Origin of the sequence: Paucibacter sp. TC2R-5, assembly GCF_025717605.1 — a bacterium.
In the GTDB taxonomy this organism is placed as follows: Bacteria; Pseudomonadota; Gammaproteobacteria; order Burkholderiales; family Burkholderiaceae_C; genus Paucibacter_A; species Paucibacter_A albus.
The window spans coordinates 589210-604450 of sequence record NZ_JAJIRQ010000001.1; the positions used below are offsets into that span (position 1 = coordinate 589210).

Annotated in this window: 14 protein-coding genes; 11 read left to right on the plus strand and 3 right to left on the minus strand. The window is 58.3% G+C overall.

Annotation, left to right across the window (positions count from 1 at the left end; genetic code table 11):
* Positions 1-27: 27 nt before the first annotated feature.
* Complete coding sequence (locus tag LNV08_RS02455) at positions 28-2163, minus strand: alkyl/aryl-sulfatase (RefSeq protein WP_263532056.1); 2136 nt, start codon at positions 2161-2163, stop codon at positions 28-30.
* Between the two features lie 354 nt (positions 2164-2517).
* On the opposite strand from LNV08_RS02455, the gene LNV08_RS02460 reads away from it, so the two are divergent.
* From LNV08_RS02460 to LNV08_RS02510, 11 genes are all read left to right on the plus strand, one after another.
* Complete coding sequence (locus LNV08_RS02460; RefSeq protein WP_263532057.1) at positions 2518-2742, plus strand: hypothetical protein; 225 nt, start codon at positions 2518-2520, stop codon at positions 2740-2742.
* 32 nt (positions 2743-2774) lie between these two features.
* Positions 2775-3329 (plus strand): tRNA adenosine(34) deaminase TadA, encoded by a 555-nt coding sequence (tadA, locus tag LNV08_RS02465; RefSeq protein ID WP_263532297.1) that lies wholly within the window; start codon positions 2775-2777, stop codon positions 3327-3329.
* Positions 3326-4279: an LD-carboxypeptidase gene (locus tag LNV08_RS02470; RefSeq protein ID WP_263532058.1), complete on the plus strand. Its 954-nt coding sequence runs from the start codon at positions 3326-3328 to the stop codon at positions 4277-4279. Before tadA ends, LNV08_RS02470 begins: the two co-directional genes overlap by 4 nt.
* Entirely contained in the window at positions 4245-4496 is a 252-nt protein-coding gene (locus tag LNV08_RS02475; protein WP_263532059.1) for a hypothetical protein, read from the plus strand. Before LNV08_RS02470 ends, LNV08_RS02475 begins: the two co-directional genes overlap by 35 nt.
* A 319-nt stretch (positions 4497-4815) precedes the next feature.
* On the plus strand, positions 4816-7761 hold the full coding sequence (locus tag LNV08_RS02480; protein WP_263532060.1) for a TonB-dependent receptor domain-containing protein: 2946 nt from the start codon (positions 4816-4818) through the stop codon (positions 7759-7761).
* Between the two features lie 103 nt (positions 7762-7864).
* Positions 7865-9175, plus strand: coding sequence for an aspartyl/asparaginyl beta-hydroxylase domain-containing protein (locus tag LNV08_RS02485; RefSeq protein WP_263532061.1), 1311 nt, complete (start codon positions 7865-7867; stop codon positions 9173-9175).
* Between the two features lie 476 nt (positions 9176-9651).
* A complete protein-coding gene (locus tag LNV08_RS02490; RefSeq protein WP_263532062.1) occupies positions 9652-10299 on the plus strand; it encodes a hypothetical protein in 648 nt (215 codons plus the stop codon).
* 90 nt (positions 10300-10389) lie between these two features.
* The gene (locus tag LNV08_RS02495; protein ID WP_263532063.1) at positions 10390-11232 is read left to right on the plus strand and encodes a MotA/TolQ/ExbB proton channel family protein; all 843 of its coding nucleotides are present in this window, start codon (positions 10390-10392) and stop codon (positions 11230-11232) included.
* Between the two features lie 38 nt (positions 11233-11270).
* Entirely contained in the window at positions 11271-11699 is a 429-nt protein-coding gene (locus LNV08_RS02500) for an ExbD/TolR family protein (RefSeq protein ID WP_263532064.1), read from the plus strand.
* A 15-nt stretch (positions 11700-11714) separates the two neighbouring features.
* Entirely contained in the window at positions 11715-12146 is a 432-nt protein-coding gene (locus LNV08_RS02505; protein ID WP_263532065.1) for an ExbD/TolR family protein, read from the plus strand.
* A 116-nt stretch (positions 12147-12262) separates the two neighbouring features.
* The gene (locus LNV08_RS02510; RefSeq protein ID WP_263532066.1) at positions 12263-13516 is read left to right on the plus strand and encodes a hypothetical protein; all 1254 of its coding nucleotides are present in this window, start codon (positions 12263-12265) and stop codon (positions 13514-13516) included.
* 131 nt (positions 13517-13647) lie between these two features.
* Here LNV08_RS02510 and LNV08_RS02515 read toward each other — a convergent pair whose 3' ends face one another.
* Positions 13648-14406 (minus strand): 3-hydroxyacyl-CoA dehydrogenase, encoded by a 759-nt coding sequence (locus tag LNV08_RS02515; protein ID WP_263532067.1) that lies wholly within the window; start codon positions 14404-14406, stop codon positions 13648-13650.
* 81 nt (positions 14407-14487) lie between these two features.
* The gene (gene adk / locus LNV08_RS02520; protein ID WP_263532068.1) at positions 14488-15141 is read right to left on the minus strand and encodes an adenylate kinase; all 654 of its coding nucleotides are present in this window, start codon (positions 15139-15141) and stop codon (positions 14488-14490) included.
* Positions 15142-15241 lie beyond the last annotated feature (100 nt).

Sequence of the window (15241 nt, forward strand, 5' to 3'; positions counted from 1 at the left end):
GGCGCTCACAGAGTTGTTAAACCGAGATCAATCGCCGTCCAATTGATCGGGCAGGGCGAAAGCCGGCAAGCTCTTGGTTTGAGCTTTTGGCGCCGTGCCCGGCAGGATCTCGAAGCTCGGCGAGAACGAGACCATCAGGCTGCGCAGTTGATCAAAAGGCTTGCGATCGCCTTCGAACTTGGCCTTGTCGGCCTTGACCAAGTCATCGAAGGAGCTCAGGCCCATCATCACGCGGTTGAGTTCGCTGCGGTTCAAGGTGATCGTCAGGTCGGCGTTCTTGGCTTGCTGGCCTTTGATATTGGTCAGCGTGGCGTTGCTCAATTCGATTAGGTACTTTTCGCCGTTGTCGGGCGTGACGAGGTTGATGGCGAAACGCATGCCTTCGGCTTTCTTGGGGTCCATGCTGATACCCAGAAAGTCCAACCACATCTCGGTCGACATGGCGCGCACGACGTCGGGGCCGGTGCTCCGCGGGGGAGTGCCGCCAGGCAGGCCGTTGCGCAGCTCGTACGCGCCTTGCAAGTAGCTGTTGCGCACGCTGGTGCTTTCGCCCAGGTAGCCGAGTTGCTCATAGGCGCTGGCCAGCAAATCGCGCGCCGGCTGGTTTTGATGTTCCGCGAACACCAGCTTGTTCAAAATCTCGGTGGCTTCCAAGTACTTGCCCTTGGCTATCAGTTGTTTGCCCTTGGCGATGATCTTGGCCGAGCCGCCCATCATTTCGACGTACAGCGGCGCCGAGTCCTGCGGTGACAGCGGGTGCAGATTGACCGGGTTGCCGTCATAAAAGCCCAGGAAGCGGTTGATCACGGCACGCGAGTTGTTCTGCGAGTCACCGTGGTAGCTGCGCGCCGACCATTGCTGCTGCAAGCTCTTGGGCACTTCGTAGACGTTGTGGATCTCGTTGATCGTCACGCCCTTGTTGGCATAGTGCAGCGCCTGGTTGTTCAGGTTCGCGTAGGCATCGCGCTGCGAGCGCAGCACCTCTTGCACGCGGGCGTTGCCGAAGCGCGGCCAGCTGTGCGAGGCAAACATCACCTCGGCCTCTTGGCCGAACTGCCAGAGCGCAATATTGATCTGCTTGGACCAGTTCAGCGCATTGCGCACCGGTGCGCCACGCAGCGTGTAGATGTTGTGGATGGTGCCGGTGACGTTCTCGGCCGCCCAGAAGGCCTTGAACTGCGGGAAGTAGGTGTGCATCTCGACCGGCGCTTCGGTGTCCGGCGTGTTCTGGAACACCATCTTGACGCCGTCCAGCGTCAGCTCCTCGATGTCTTTGCTGATCAGTACATTGGGAGCAATCAGCCCGGTGTTGCCGTTAGCAACGTTCTTGCCGATGGCCTGATCGACGTGGCCATGCGGGCCGCGAGGCAGCAGCACCGCGTATTGCCACTGCGTGCGGCGCGACATCGCGTTGCCGGCCAGCACGTTCTCTTCGATCGCGGCCTGCATAAAACCCACCGGTGCAATCACCTTGACCTTGCCGCTGACCACATCGGCCTCGTCCACCACGCCGCGCACGCCGCCAAAATGGTCGACATGCGAGTGCGAATAGACGACCCCGACGACCGGGCGCTTGCCCAGCTTGTCATTGATGAACTCGAGCGCGGCGCGGGCTGTTTCCTTCGCCGTCAGCGGGTCAAAAATGATCCAGCCGGTGTCGCCCTTGATGAAGCTGATATTGGCCAGGTCGAAGCCGCGCACTTGGTAAATCTTGCCCGCCACCACTTCGTAGAGGCCGTAGCTCATATTCAGTACCGCTTGGCGCTGCAGCGAAGGGTGGATGCTCTGAAAATCTTTGCCTTCCAACAGCCATTGATAGCTGCCCATATCCCAGGCGACATGGCCGGCGTCGGCCTTGATCTGCTTGTATGCCGGCTCGGCGATGAAGCCCTTGTTCGCTTCTTCAAAGTCTCGCTTGTCGCTGAAGGGCAGGGCTGCAGTGATGCCCTTGCGCAACTCCAGCGTGAAGGTCGACGGCGGACTTCCCTTGGGGTCGAAATGCTTGACTTGGGCAGGCGGCTGGGCCACCGAGGCGCCCTTGGCTTGATTGGTTTGCGCCTGTGCGCTGATGGTGGCCGTTAGGCCAACAAAGGCGCTGGCGATCAAGGCCGCTTTTGAGGCCGCCGAGGCTTGTACGGAAATCTTCATCTTGCTTGTTTTCACTCTTCGCTCCTGTTGGCTAGGCAAACCCCGGAGCGGGGCTCTGACTGCCGAAACCGACGCGGAGTGTTGGGTTTTGGTTTGCATTTGTCAAATGAATTCCGCTCAAGGCAAGCAGACTTTTGATGCATGGCAAATGCCTATGAAATTGATACCGGCTCGGCGTGGCTGCCGGCCATTGCTGCGGGCTGCCGAGTGTGTGTGGAAGGGCTGCGCCTGCATGCTGCTTGCGGACTCTTGCATGCTGTTGCTGAGGCACAATCGAAGCGGCGGGTGTGCGAGCCTTGATGGACATTCGCGCCTCAATGATGACGAAGTACACCTTCAGTAGACAAAGAGATAACTAATCAAACAATCATGCGCGCGGCACTCAGCATCCTCGGTTTGGTCATTGCCTTCGCTTTTCTGCTGTCGATGATGAAGAAGCAAGCGGTCTCCTTGACCAAGGTCGGTGTGCCGGCTTCGGCGGCGTCGGCAGCCAGCGGGGCCGGTGCGGCTCAGAACATGCCCGACGCCGTGCGCCAGCAATTGCAAGACGCTGCGCAGCAGGCGGCACAGCGGGCGTCCGAGGCGATGCCTTGAGCGATACAAGCGCCGCCACCGACGAATTCGCGATGCGCATTGCGCTCGACCAGGCGCAAAACGCCTGGCTGGCCGGCGAGGTGCCGGTCGGCGCCGTCGTGATGCGCGCCGGCCAGGTCATCGCCACCGGCTACAACCGCCCCATCACCACGCATGACCCGACCGCGCATGCCGAGATCGTGGCGCTGCGCCATGCCGCCACGCTGCTTGGCAATTACCGTCTGCCGGAATGCGAGTTGTTCGTGACGCTGGAGCCTTGCGCGATGTGCGCGATGGCGATGCTGCACGCGCGCATCAAGCGGGTGGTGTTCGCCGCGACCGACCCCAAGACCGGCGTGGCCGGCTCGGTGCTCAATCTATTCGAGCAGCCGCAACTCAATCACCACACCTGTATTCAGGGCGGTGTGTTGGCCGACGCCTCGGCGCAACTGTTGCGGGAGTTCTTTGCCCAAAGGCGCGAGGCTGCGCGCGAGCGCCGGGCTGCCCTGCGGGCCTTGGCTCAGGCGCCTTTTGATCCCATCCCCACCGGCGACGCAACGCATCTCGATGTGCTGCCGGATTTCACTTCTACGGACAAGCCCCAATGAGCAATTCACTGACCCTCTACACCCCGGCCGGCGTGCTGGCCAAGGCCCAGCCTATCAAGCGCGCCGCCAAGCGTCTGGCCAAGCTCGGCTTCGAGGTCAGCATTGACGAAGCGGCATTCGACAAGCACCAGCGCTTTGGCGGTGATGACGACACCCGTCTTGCCGCCATCCACCGCGTCGCGGCTGCGGCCCCCAGCGTGGCGCTGGCTACGCGTGGCGGCTATGGCCTGACTCGTTTGCTGGACCGCATCGACTGGGCGCTGCTGGCCAAGAGTGTGGAGCAGGGCACCCGCTGGGTCGGGCAAAGCGATCTGACTGCCTTGCAGTTGGGGCTGCTGACCCATGCCAAGGCGCAAAGTTGGTCCGGCCCGCTGGGCGTGGATTTTGGCCGCGCGGATAAGGACGGCGGCGTTGACGATGTTACGCAGGACTGCTTCACCGAGGCGATGAGCGGGCAGCTGGAGGCGGTAGGCTTTCGCACTGAAAAGGGCTTTGATGGCCTGTGCCTGCGCGGCCAGCTCTGGGGCGGCAATCTGTGCATGATCAATTCGATGCTGGGGACCAAGCATTTCCCGCGAATCAAGGGCGGCGTGCTGTTCCTGGAAGACATCAACGAGCACCCCTACCGGGTCGAGCGCAGCCTCTTGCAGCTGGCGCAAGCGGGCGTGTTGGATGCGCAAAAAGCCATCGTGCTGGGCGACTTTGGCGGCTGGCGTGCCTCACCGCTGGACCGGGGCTATGACCTGAAGTCGGCCATCAATGCGGTACGCGCCGTCACCAAGACGCCGATCTTGACCGGCCTGCCTTTCGGCCATGTTGACACCAAGGTTTGCCTGCCCGTCGGTGCCAAGGTTGATCTGGTGGTGCAGGGGCGCAATGTGTTGCTGGGCTGGCAGAACGATCCGCTGTTGAAGCATGAACACGATCAAGAGCAAGCTCACGCGCATTGAATGCTGCGGGCTAAAGCTGGGTCAAAGTTTGGCTCAAGCTGAGTTGCTCGGAGGAATCGCCTTGAACTTGTTCAGCGCTAAGAATTTGATGAATGCTGGGTTGGAGGGGGGCGGAGGGCCTCACATGGCCCTGAAACCGGATGAAACATTTGCGTCTTGGGATAAGACCAGTTTTATCTCGCTCAAGGCATCAGGCGCCGCTGAAACTCTGATGTAAGTCAGGCAAGAAGCTGGCCGCCCTGGTCCTCTTTATCCACTTTTTGCCTATATCGAATCGATTTGCCGTCGCGTTGTGGCAACGTTTTCTCGATTTGATCTTCCGTTTTACCTAGGGAAAACGCCCGTTTTTGGGGGTGAATTAAGTAATAGCTGTGTCTCTAAGGGAGATCACGGGGGCGCATGTGAGAGGCGCGGCAGGACACTCGATTTACCGAATGCAGAGCCGAACATGCTCCCGCATGGTGTTGGGCCCAGCTGTGGCTTGTCCTGTGTACGCATCAATACACACCCCCAGTTCTTCTATTACGGAGTTCACAATGTTCCAAAGAAAACGCATCAATATTGCGGCCCTGCTGGCTCTAGGCAGCGTGTTGGCCGGCACCGCGATGGCTCAGGAAACCCTGCAGCGCGTTGAAGTGACCGGTTCGCGCATCAAGACCATTGACACAGAGGGTCAAAGCCCGATCGTGGTGATGACTGCAGAGTCGATCAAGGCCGACGGTATCCGCACAGCGGAAGGTCTGCTGAATAATCTGCCCCAGGTTTTTGCTGACTTTGGAGGTGCAGTTTCAAACGGTGCGACGGGTACGGCGACCGTCAATTTGCGCAACTTGGGCTCTAGCCGGACATTGGTGCTGATCAACGGCCGCCGTATGCCCGCAGGTAGCCCGCGCAATGTGGCCGCCGACTTGAATCAAATTCCGGTGTCCATGATCCAGCGGGTTGAGGTCTTAACCGGCGGTGCATCCGCTGTGTATGGCGCCGATGCCGTGGCCGGCGTGGTCAACTTCATCTTGAAGGAAAATTTTCAAGGTGTTGAGTTCGACGGCAGCTATCAGTTCTTCAACCACCAGCAAGGCAATGCAGTCGGCGATGTGGTGACAGCACGGGGCTTCCCAGTACCTGGCAACAAGAGCGCTGACGGCAAGGTCAAGGAGTTCAGCGTCACCGTTGGCGGCAACTTCGCCGACAACAAGGGCAATGCCGTGTTGAACTTCACGGCCCACCGTGAAGACGCGCTGCTGCAGTCGGAGCGTGATTTCTCCTCCTGCTCCTTGGGCATTGCGTCCGGCGGTAAGGCCTTCAATTGCGGCGGGTCGTCCACCAATGCAACCGGTCGTTTCTTGCTTAACCAGGGCAGCTTCACGGTCGCTGACGCCAACGGCGGCGTACGCGGCTACAAGGCTGCGACGGACGCCTTCAATTTTGGCCCTATCAATTATTTCCAACGTCCATCTGATCGCTATTCGGTCACGGCCTCGGCCCACTACGACATCAACGATATGGCCCGCGTTTACACGCAACTGGGCTTCCATGATGACCACACCGTCGCACAGATCGCCCCGAGCGGCATCTTCTTCGGCAACAGCCCAAACATTCATTACGAGAATCCCTTGTTGTCGGATGCTTGGAAGGCAACGCTGGCCGCATCGAATGCCTTGATCGAAGACGCGGATGGCAAGCCAGCACCGTTGAGCTTCAATAAGCCTGGTGACATAGCGAATATCGCAGCTTTGGGTCGCCGCAACGTGGAAGGCGGCGGACGTCAAGATGACATCCGCCACACCTCATACCGCAGCATCATTGGCGTTAAAGGTGATATTGGCGCCTGGAGCTACGACGTCTTCGGTCAAATTGGCCGCGTCGTCTATCAAGAAACGTACCTGAATGACTTTTCCAATGCCCGAATTTCACGCGCCTTGGATGTGGTTTCTGATGCCAGCGGCAAGCCCGTTTGCCGTACCAAGCTGGACGGTACCGACCCGAACTGCGTGCCATACAACATTTGGAAGCTGGGCGGCGTAACCCCAGAAGCGCTGAAGTACATCTCTACGCCCGGTTTCCAGAAGGGCTTCACGAATCAAGGTGTCTTTGGTGGCTCGGTGGCCGGTGATTTAACCGAATACGGCTTGAAGCTGCCGACTGCAAACAGTGGCGTCGGCGTTGCTTTCGGTGTTGAGCATCGTTACGACCAGCTTGAACTGTCGGTAGACAACGCCTTTTCTACCGGTGATTTGGCTGGACAAGGCGGCCCGACCAAGAGTGTCGCTGGCCGCTACAGTGTTGACGATATCTACGGCGAAGTGCGCGTGCCATTGGTCGATCGCAAGCCGCTGATTTACGCTTTGAATCTGAGTACGTCCTATCGTCATTCGAAGTACAGCACCGGCAACAATACGAATACCTACGGTACAGGTCTTGACTGGTCGCCAATCAAGGAAGTCAAATTCCGCGGCAGCTACCAGCAGGCCGTGCGTTCGCCCAATGTGGTTGAGTTGTTCACACCTGGTGCGATTGGCTTGTTCAATGCCGATACCGACCCTTGCTCTGGTGAAGTCGATCCAAAAACCGGTACTGTTGCCAGTGGCATGACCGCAGCCCAGTGCGCCCGTACCGGCGTGACGGCCAACCAATACGGCAAGATTCTCGACAGCTCGGCGGGTCAGTTCAATGGCTTCTTCTCGGGTAACGAGAAGCTCAAGCCCGAGACTTCCCGCAGCTTGACTTTTGGCCTGGTGGCAACACCGATCAAAGACCTGAACGTGTCGCTGGACTACTTCAATATTGAAGTGAAGGACGCGATCGGCAGCGTGCCGGCCACCACGTCCTTGAATCAGTGCTTGGAAACAGGTGACCCCTATTTCTGCAACAAGATTCACCGTGACAAGCTGGGCTCTATCTGGATTTCGCAGTCTGGCTACATTGACTCGATGAACGAGAACCTTGCCAAGTTCAAGACCAAGGGGTTGGATGTAGGCTTGGACTATGCGTTGCGTATGGGCGAATTGGGTAGGCTGGATGCCAGCTTGCTGGGTACCTATCTGCAAGAGTTCAGCAACCAAACGGCGCCAGGGTTGGGTTCTTATGATTGTGCAGGTCTGTATGGCTCAACCTGCGGCACACCAGCTCCAAAATGGCGTCACAAATTGCGCGGCACATGGGCTACTCCATGGAATGTCAACGCAACTTTGACATGGCGCCATTTCGGTTCGGTTGATGTCGACACCACCAGCTCTAACAGCCAGTTGTCGGGCACGGTGAACGAGATCACCAAGACCTTTGGGGCTCAGAACTATCTGGACTTGGCCATGTCTTATAAGTTGACCAAGGTGATCACTTTGGCTGCTAGCATCAACAACTTGCTGGACAAAGACCCGCCAGTGGGCGTGACCGGTGCCCCGTTCGGCAACGGCAACACCTATCCTGTGGTGTATGACGCAATGGGTCGTCGTATCACACTTGGTCTGAACGCTAAGTTCTAATCAACGTTCAACGATGGGCCAAAGCGCCTGTGCTTGCACAGGCGCTTTTTCTTTTTTTGTTCGGTTCAAAAAGCGATGTTCTTGGCGTAAAAATGGTGCGGACATGACAAATACTAGCAATTCAGATCGCGAGCAAACGGCCGCATTTACCAATGCGGAGTTTGTGCGTGCGCAGCAGGCGCTGCGAGAAGGTCGCCCGGATCAAGCGCAGCAGGCCTGGGTAAATATCCTGGCCGTTCAGCCGCACCATGTGCCGACCCTGAATGCAAAAGGCCAACAGGCTTTGCTCCAGCGAGACTTTGCCAACGCCAAGCTCTGCTTTGAGCAACTGACCCGCTTGGAGCCCGCCAATCCCCAGGCTTGGATTCATCTGGCCATGCTTTTCCGGGCGAGCGGAGATGCGAACAAAGAGGAGGCTGCACTTTTCGAAGCTTTAAAAATTGATTCCCATGAATTGATGGCTTTGCTGATGCGCGGCAATTTGATGGAGCGGCAGGGGCGCAACCATGAGGCTGCTTCCGCCTACGAGGGGGCGGTCGCCGTAGCGCCGCCGCTGGACTCGATGATTGCTGGTCTGCGTTCAGCGGTAGAGAAGGCCAAGGCTTTCTGCCTCCGCTATAAACAGCAATCGAGCGAAGCCTTTGATCGGGCCATGGCGAGCAGTGGGGTGGATCTCGCCGGCCCCGAGTTGGATCGCTTCCGGGCCTCGCTGGATTTAATGTTCGGTCGCAAGAAGCGCTATGACTCAAGGCCCATGGGTTACTTTGTGCCTGACTTGCTGCCCATAGAGTTCTTCGAGCGCAGCCAATTTCCCTGGTTGGATGATTTGGAGTCTGCGACCGAGCAGATCAAGGCCGAATTTCTTGCGACCCTGGAGCGGCAAAGTGGCTTTACTCCCTACCTGACCTATAGCGCGGATAGTCCCCTCAATCAGTGGGCGGAGTTGAATAATTCGCTGCGCTGGAGCGCGTTCCATTTGATCAAAGATGGACAGCCCGTGGAGGGCAATGCCGAGCAATGCCCGCTGACAATGAGCCTGTTGAAAAAGGTGCCACAACCCGAAATGCCGGGGCGCACACCGGTGGCGATGTTTTCCCTGTTAAAGCCCCGCACCCGCATACCTCCTCATGTTGGCATCACGAATGCGCGCTTGGTTACGCATTTGCCGCTCATCGTTCCGCCTAACTGCGGCTTTCGTGTTGGCAATCAGATCCGTAGTTGGCAGCCTGGGCAGGCTTGGGTGTTCGATGACACCATAGAGCATGAGGCTTGGAATGACAGCGATCAGCTGCGGGTGGTTTTGATCTTTGATATCTGGCATCCTGCCCTTACGCCAGCTGAACATCGAATGATTGCTTTGATGGCACAGGCACAGGACCAGTTTTTGGGTAAAGCAGGGGGTTTCGAACTGTGAGTCTGTTTGCGTCTCGCCGGCCTAGCGTGACTTTGTAATTTAGGGTGACAACTTGGTGAAAACCCTAGGTTGTCGGGCGCACAAAGCCAGTCTGATACCAGTAAAATACCAACCGAAAATGAGGCATGAAGCCGGCCTGTAACTTCGCAGCTTGTGCGACGGTGCATCGGGTAATCCCCATGATCGAGTGGCTTTGGAACTCGTTTATGATCCGGGGCGCTGAAGGTTAGGACGTTTGCTGCAAGCTGCATGTAAGGTCTGTGCTTTCGGCGAGGCCCGTGGTCCAAAGCTGACGGGCATTTTTTTTGAAGTGGTCATCGGATGCAGGGCTGGTGGTGAAGGATTTGCTGTGATGGTGGGTTCGGCGCCGCAAGCGGGTAGATGAGGGCCTCAGGTTCGAGACGGGTACTGCGCAGGGCGGAACATTGCTCTCGCGTCTTGATGGAAGAATTTCGCAGTCTTATGAAGGAGCGCGCATGAACTTTGCGCAGGAAAAGGAAGGTCCGTCACGTTTCATGGGCATCGGTATCGTGGTTTTGATCCACGTCCTGTTCGTGTGGCTGATTGCCAGTGGTTTGGCTCGTAAGGCGGTGGAAGCTGTCACGGGTCCGATTGAGACTAAGGTGATTGAAGAGAAGGTCAAGCCGCCAGAGGAGATCAAGAAGATCGAGCTGCCGCCACCGGATCTGAAAGCGCCACCGCCGCCATTTATTCCGCCTCCTGAGTTTCAGGTGACGGCACCCGCACCTCCGGCGCCGGCTATTGCCTCCACGCAAGTAGCTCCTCCGCAGCAGCAGGTGCAAGCGGCCAAGCCTCCCGTGGCTGCGGCACCACCGGCTCCGCCGCCAGTGCGTACCGGTCCCGTTAAGGCAGGTATGGTTTGCACGAAAATGGGCAAGCCAGAAGTGCCTTCAGTGAACTGGAGCGGCGAGGCCTTGTTCCGGGTCGTTGCGACGGTGAAGTCGGGCCGTGTGTCCGGCATCGAGGTGCAGAGCTTGCGCAGCGGTGTTGATCGCAAGGCTCAGCGAGCGCTGATTGCGGCGATCGAAGAAACGCTGCGGGACACCTATGAATGCCCAGGTGACCACGTGTTCGAGCAAGAGTTCCAATTCAAGATCGAATAAGAACTCACCAAGTCCCATCTTCGAGGTCGGTCTATCCGCCGGCCTTGTTTCATCTTTTTTGTTTCGATTTCATCCGCAGGAGCTGACTCCATGATCTCTCGTATTTCCGGCCTGTTCGCCGCCATCGCTTTTGCCACGGCAATCGCTGTTTCCCCTGTCCACGCTCAAGAAGCCAAGCCTGCTGACGCAGCTTCGGCTGTGGTTGAGGGCGCTGCTCCTGCCGCAGAAGCCGCAGCTCCGGTTGCCGCCGCTGCTGCTAAGTCCACTGACAACCCATACGGCCTGAAGGCCATGATCGAGCACGGCGATGCCGTGTCCAAGGGTGTGTTGGCTCTGTTGCTGATCATGTCCATGGGTAGCTGGTACATTCTGATCACCAAGCTGTGGGATACCTCCAAGCTGGCGAAAGAGGCGAAAGAAATTCGCGCCACTTTCTTCAAGAAGGCTTCCTTGGCTGATGGCATCAAGGGCCTGGGCGAAGGCAGTGCCTTCCGTTTCATTGCTGCCAACGCGGTTGAGGCTTCCGAGCATCACGAAGGCGCGTTGACCGAGAACATCGACCGCAATACCTGGGTGACGATGAACATCGACCGCTCGGTGTACGACGTGCAATCGCGTGTTCAGACTGGCCTGGGCTTCCTGGCGACCGTGGGTTCGACATCTCCGTTCATCGGCTTGTTCGGCACGGTGTGGGGTATTTTGCAAGCGCTGACAGCGATCGGCGTTGCTGGCCAGGCTTCGATCGACAAGGTTGCCGGTCCAGTGGGTGAAGCGCTGATCATGACCGCAATCGGTCTGGGCGTTGCTGTGCCAGCCGTGTTGGGTTACAACTGGTTGGTCAACCGCAACAAGCAAGTGATGGGCGAAGTGAAGGCATTTGCTGGCGACCTGCACGGCGTGCTGATGGGCAACCGTCAAGTCACCAAGCGTTAATTCTCGCGTTCAAATCAACCTAACGCGGAGAAGACAACATGGGCATGAATGTCGGATCCTCTTCCGGCGAAGACGAAGTGGTTTCGACCATCAACACCACACCCCTCGTGGACGTGATGTTGGTGCTCTTGATCATCTTCCTCATCACCATTCCGGCGGTCGTCAGTGCGGTCAAGGTCAAGCTGCCCGCTGAGACCAATATTGCACGGGTGACCAAGCCAGAGAACATTGATATTTCGGTGACCAAGGATGGCGACATCTACTGGAACACCACTTTGGTGAATGACACCGATGAACTGGTCAAGCGCCTGGGCAAGGTGTCTGTGTTGAACCCTCAGCCAGAACTTCATGTGCGCGGCGACAGCGGCGCGCGTTACGAGTCGGTCGGCCGTGTGGTTTACTCCGCTCAGCGCGCCGGCATCATGAAAGTCAGCTTTGTCACGCAGCCACCTGAGCGTGGCGGCTGATTGAAGGGATAAGACATGGGTATGAATGTAGGTAGTTCGTCCGGCAGCGACGAACCCGAAGTGATGATGGACGTCAACACGACGCCTCTGATTGACGTGATGTTGGTCTTGATCGTTATGTTGATCATCACCATCCCGATCCAGTTGCACTCTGTGAACCTGGATATGCCGCCTCCGAGCACTCAGCAGCCGCTGAAGGACCCGGTTGTGCACGAAGTCTTCATCGACTTTGACGGCACGGTCAGCTGGGACGGCGTGGCTTTGGCCAATCAAGCGTCGGTCGAGGCCAAGTTGGCAGAAGTGGCCGCCGAGCCCGATCAGTCCGAAGTGCACATCAAGCCTAATAAGCTGGCCGAATACGGCAGTGTTGCGGCCGTGATGGCTGCGGCGCAGCGCCTCGGTGTCAAGAAGATGGGCATGGTTGGTAACGAACAATACGTCAAGTGACGCGGCTCGGTACATGAGTATCGAGTGAGACGAGAGACGCGCTGCCTTTAAGGGCTGCGCGTCTTTTTTTTCGCTTCGATGTCACGATCAAAATTTTTCGCAGAAAGTAGCTAACGATGAAGTTAAAGACACTGTCCCTGGTTGCCGTCGGCGCTCTGGCGTTTGTGATGGGCGCGGCTCCCGATGGTCAATTGGGCTTTGCGCCCGCGCATGCTCAGTCCGAGGGCGTGCGCCCTGCGGTCGGCAAGAGCTTGAAGGATGCCAGCGCCTTGTTCAAGGCCGGCAAGTACCGCGAAGCGCTGAGCAAGGTCGCTGAGGCCGAAGCCGTCAGCGGCCGCAATGCCACCGAGAACTACAACATCGAAGCGATGCGCGTGGCGGCAGCTTCGGGTGCCGGTGATACCGAGGCTATGGTCAAGGGCTTCGAGGCCTTGAAGGCCAGCGGTCGTTTGTCTCAGCCTGAGCAGTTGCGCATGATGGAGTCGATCTCAGGCACCTATCTGCGCAACAAAGACAATGCCCGCGCCCTGACCTGGGCGCAGCGCTATTTCAAGGAAGGCGGTAACAGCGCCACCATGAAGCAAGTCTTGACGACGGCGCAGTTCAATTCCGGCGATATGGGTGCCATCATCAAGGACACCGAGGCCGAGATCAACGCCGATGAAAAGGCTGGCCGTACACCGTCAAAAGACAAGCTCAACTTGCTGTTGAGCGCCGCCATGCGTCAAAAGGATGGCAATGCCGAGCAATTGGCGATTGGCAAGCTGCTGACCTATTACCCCAGCAAGGAGCTGTGGACGCAGGTGCTGGGCACGCTGCCGCAGAAAAAGGGCTTCTCCGATCGCTTTACGCTTGATGTCTATCGCCTCAAGCTTGCGACCGGCAATATGCGTGACGCCAATGACTATATGGAGTATGCGCAGCTGGCCGCTCAGGCCGGCTTCCCTGAAGAGGGCAAGTCGGTGGTGGACAAGGGCTTGGCCGCAGGTGTTTTGGGTCAGGGTGCCGAAGGTGCACGTCACAAGCGTTTGCTGGACCTGATGAACAAGCGCATCGCTGAAGCCAAGGCGGGCCAAGTGGAAGCCGAGCGTTCGGCCAATGAATCCAAGGATGGCAACGCCATGATCTCCTTGGGCCTGGCCTATGCCTTCCGCGGTGAAGCCGCCAAGGGTGTCAAGTTGATCGAAGCTGGCATTGAGAAGGATGCGCTCAAGCGTCCAGAAGATGCAAAGCTGTATCTGGGCATGGCGCAGATGATGGCCGGTGATGCGAACAAGGCGATGGCGACCTGGCGTACCGTCAAGGGCACCGACGGCGCAGCCGATTTGGCGCGTCTGTGGATTGTGCAGACACGCGGCGCCAAGCGCTGATCGCTGCATAGCCTCCTGAACGCAAAAAGGGCCTGATCGATTTGATCAGGCCCTTTTTCAATTCTGGACTGTTTGTCTAGTCAGTTGGTGCCAGAGCTACTCGCGCTCGGGTGGTCTGGCACTCAAGGTCATTACTTCGGAGCCAAACGAATTGCCCCGTCGAGCCGAATCACTTCGCCGTTGAGCATCTCGTTGGTGACGATCTGGTGGACCAGCTTGGCGTAGTCAGCCGGTGTGCCGAGGCGCGAAGGGAAGGGCACATTGGCCGCCAACGCGTCCTGCACTTCCTGAGGCATGCCGAACAACATCGGCGTGCCGAAAATGCCCGGCGCGATGGTCATATTGCGGATGCCGTTGCGGGCCAGATCACGGGCGATAGGCAGGGTCATGCCGACCACGCCACCCTTTGACGCCGCATAGGCCGCCTGCCCGATTTGGCCGTCGTAGGCCGCGACCGAGGCGGTAGAGATCAAGACCCCTCGCTCGCCGGTGGGCTCGGGCTGGTTCTTGCACATGGCCTCTGCGGCAAGGCGGATCATATTGAAAGAGCCGATCAAATTGACCGTCACGACCTTGCTGAAGGCAGCCAAGGAATGTGCGCCTTCCTTGCCCACGGTTTTGGCGGCGGGCGCAATGCCGGCGCAATTGACCAGGCCAAACAGCGGACCCAACTCCAAAGCCTTGGCGACCACGGCCTGCCCATCGGCCTCCTGGCTGACGTCGGCGCGCACAAAAGCGCCCCCCAACTCAGCCGCCAAGGCCTCACCACGCTCGGTCTGCAAGTCGGCAATGACGACGGTTGCGCCATGTGCGGTCAACATGCGTGCCGTGCCTTCACCCAAGCCCGACGCGCCGCCGGTGACGATAAATACCTTGCCTGCGATGTCCATTTCAATCCTCGAGTTGACGTTTACGTAAGCGTCAATTGTCAGTCAAAAATAAAGCCGCAATCAAGCGGCTTTAGCTGCGAATCAAGCCAGCGCTGTCAAGGCGCGCTGGGTAATTTCATCGACCGTCCCGATGCCGGCGATGCACCGATACTTAGGGGCGTTAGCGTCGCCTTCTGCCGCCCACTTCGAGTAGTAATCTACCAGCGGCCGAGTTTGAGCCTGATAGACCTCCAGGCGCTTGCGCACGGTTTCTTCCTTGTCGTCATCACGCTGCACCAGGGCTTCGCCGGTAGCGTCGTCGATGCCATCGATCTTGGGCGGGTTGAACTTGACATGGTAGGTGCGGCCCGAGGCCGGGTGCACGCGGCGCCCGCTCATGCGCTCGATAATGGCGCTGTCCGGCACGTCGATTTCCAGTACCAAGTCCAGCTTGACGCCGGCGGCCTTCATGGCATCGGCTTGGGGGATGGTGCGTGGGAAGCCATCGAACAAAAATCCGTTTGCGCAATCGGGCTGAGCGATGCGCTCTTTCACCAGACCGATGATGATGTCATCACCCACCAAGCCGCCAGCGTCCATCACCTTTTTGGCGGCAATCCCCATGTCGGTGCCGGCCTTGACGGCAGCGCGCAACATGTCCCCGGTCGAGATTTGCGGGATGCCGAATTTTTGGCAGATGAAGGCAGCTTGAGTGCCTTTGCCGGCGCCGGGGGCGCCCAGAAGAATCAGTCGCATGGGTCTCCTTGTTATGTCTCAAAACAGGCGCCGGTCTGGCTCGGCGGCCCTTCCAACGGGCACACGCGTGATGCATAGTGGCACGCGTGTTGATAGCGGG

Bases quoted from the DNA above. Each gene is read 5' to 3' on its own strand.
- LNV08_RS02460 (WP_263532057.1), top strand. From the start codon at position 2,518: ATGCGCGCGGCACTCAGCATCCTCGGTTTGGTCATTGCCTTCGCTTTT.
- tadA (WP_263532297.1), top strand. From the start codon at position 2,775: ATGCGCATTGCGCTCGACCAGGCGCAAAACGCCTGGCTGGCCGGCGAG.
- LNV08_RS02470 (WP_263532058.1), top strand. From the start codon at position 3,326: ATGAGCAATTCACTGACCCTCTACACCCCGGCCGGCGTGCTGGCCAAG.
- LNV08_RS02475 (WP_263532059.1), top strand. From the start codon at position 4,245: ATGAACACGATCAAGAGCAAGCTCACGCGCATTGAATGCTGCGGGCTA.
- LNV08_RS02480 (WP_263532060.1), top strand. From the start codon at position 4,816: ATGTTCCAAAGAAAACGCATCAATATTGCGGCCCTGCTGGCTCTAGGC.
- LNV08_RS02485 (WP_263532061.1), top strand. From the start codon at position 7,865: ATGACAAATACTAGCAATTCAGATCGCGAGCAAACGGCCGCATTTACC.
- LNV08_RS02490 (WP_263532062.1), top strand. From the start codon at position 9,652: ATGAACTTTGCGCAGGAAAAGGAAGGTCCGTCACGTTTCATGGGCATC.
- LNV08_RS02495 (WP_263532063.1), top strand. From the start codon at position 10,390: ATGATCTCTCGTATTTCCGGCCTGTTCGCCGCCATCGCTTTTGCCACG.
- LNV08_RS02500 (WP_263532064.1), top strand. From the start codon at position 11,271: ATGGGCATGAATGTCGGATCCTCTTCCGGCGAAGACGAAGTGGTTTCG.
- LNV08_RS02505 (WP_263532065.1), top strand. From the start codon at position 11,715: ATGGGTATGAATGTAGGTAGTTCGTCCGGCAGCGACGAACCCGAAGTG.
- LNV08_RS02510 (WP_263532066.1), top strand. From the start codon at position 12,263: ATGAAGTTAAAGACACTGTCCCTGGTTGCCGTCGGCGCTCTGGCGTTT.
- LNV08_RS02515 (WP_263532067.1), bottom strand. From the start codon at position 14,406: ATGGACATCGCAGGCAAGGTATTTATCGTCACCGGCGGCGCGTCGGGC.
- adk (WP_263532068.1), bottom strand. From the start codon at position 15,141: ATGCGACTGATTCTTCTGGGCGCCCCCGGCGCCGGCAAAGGCACTCAA.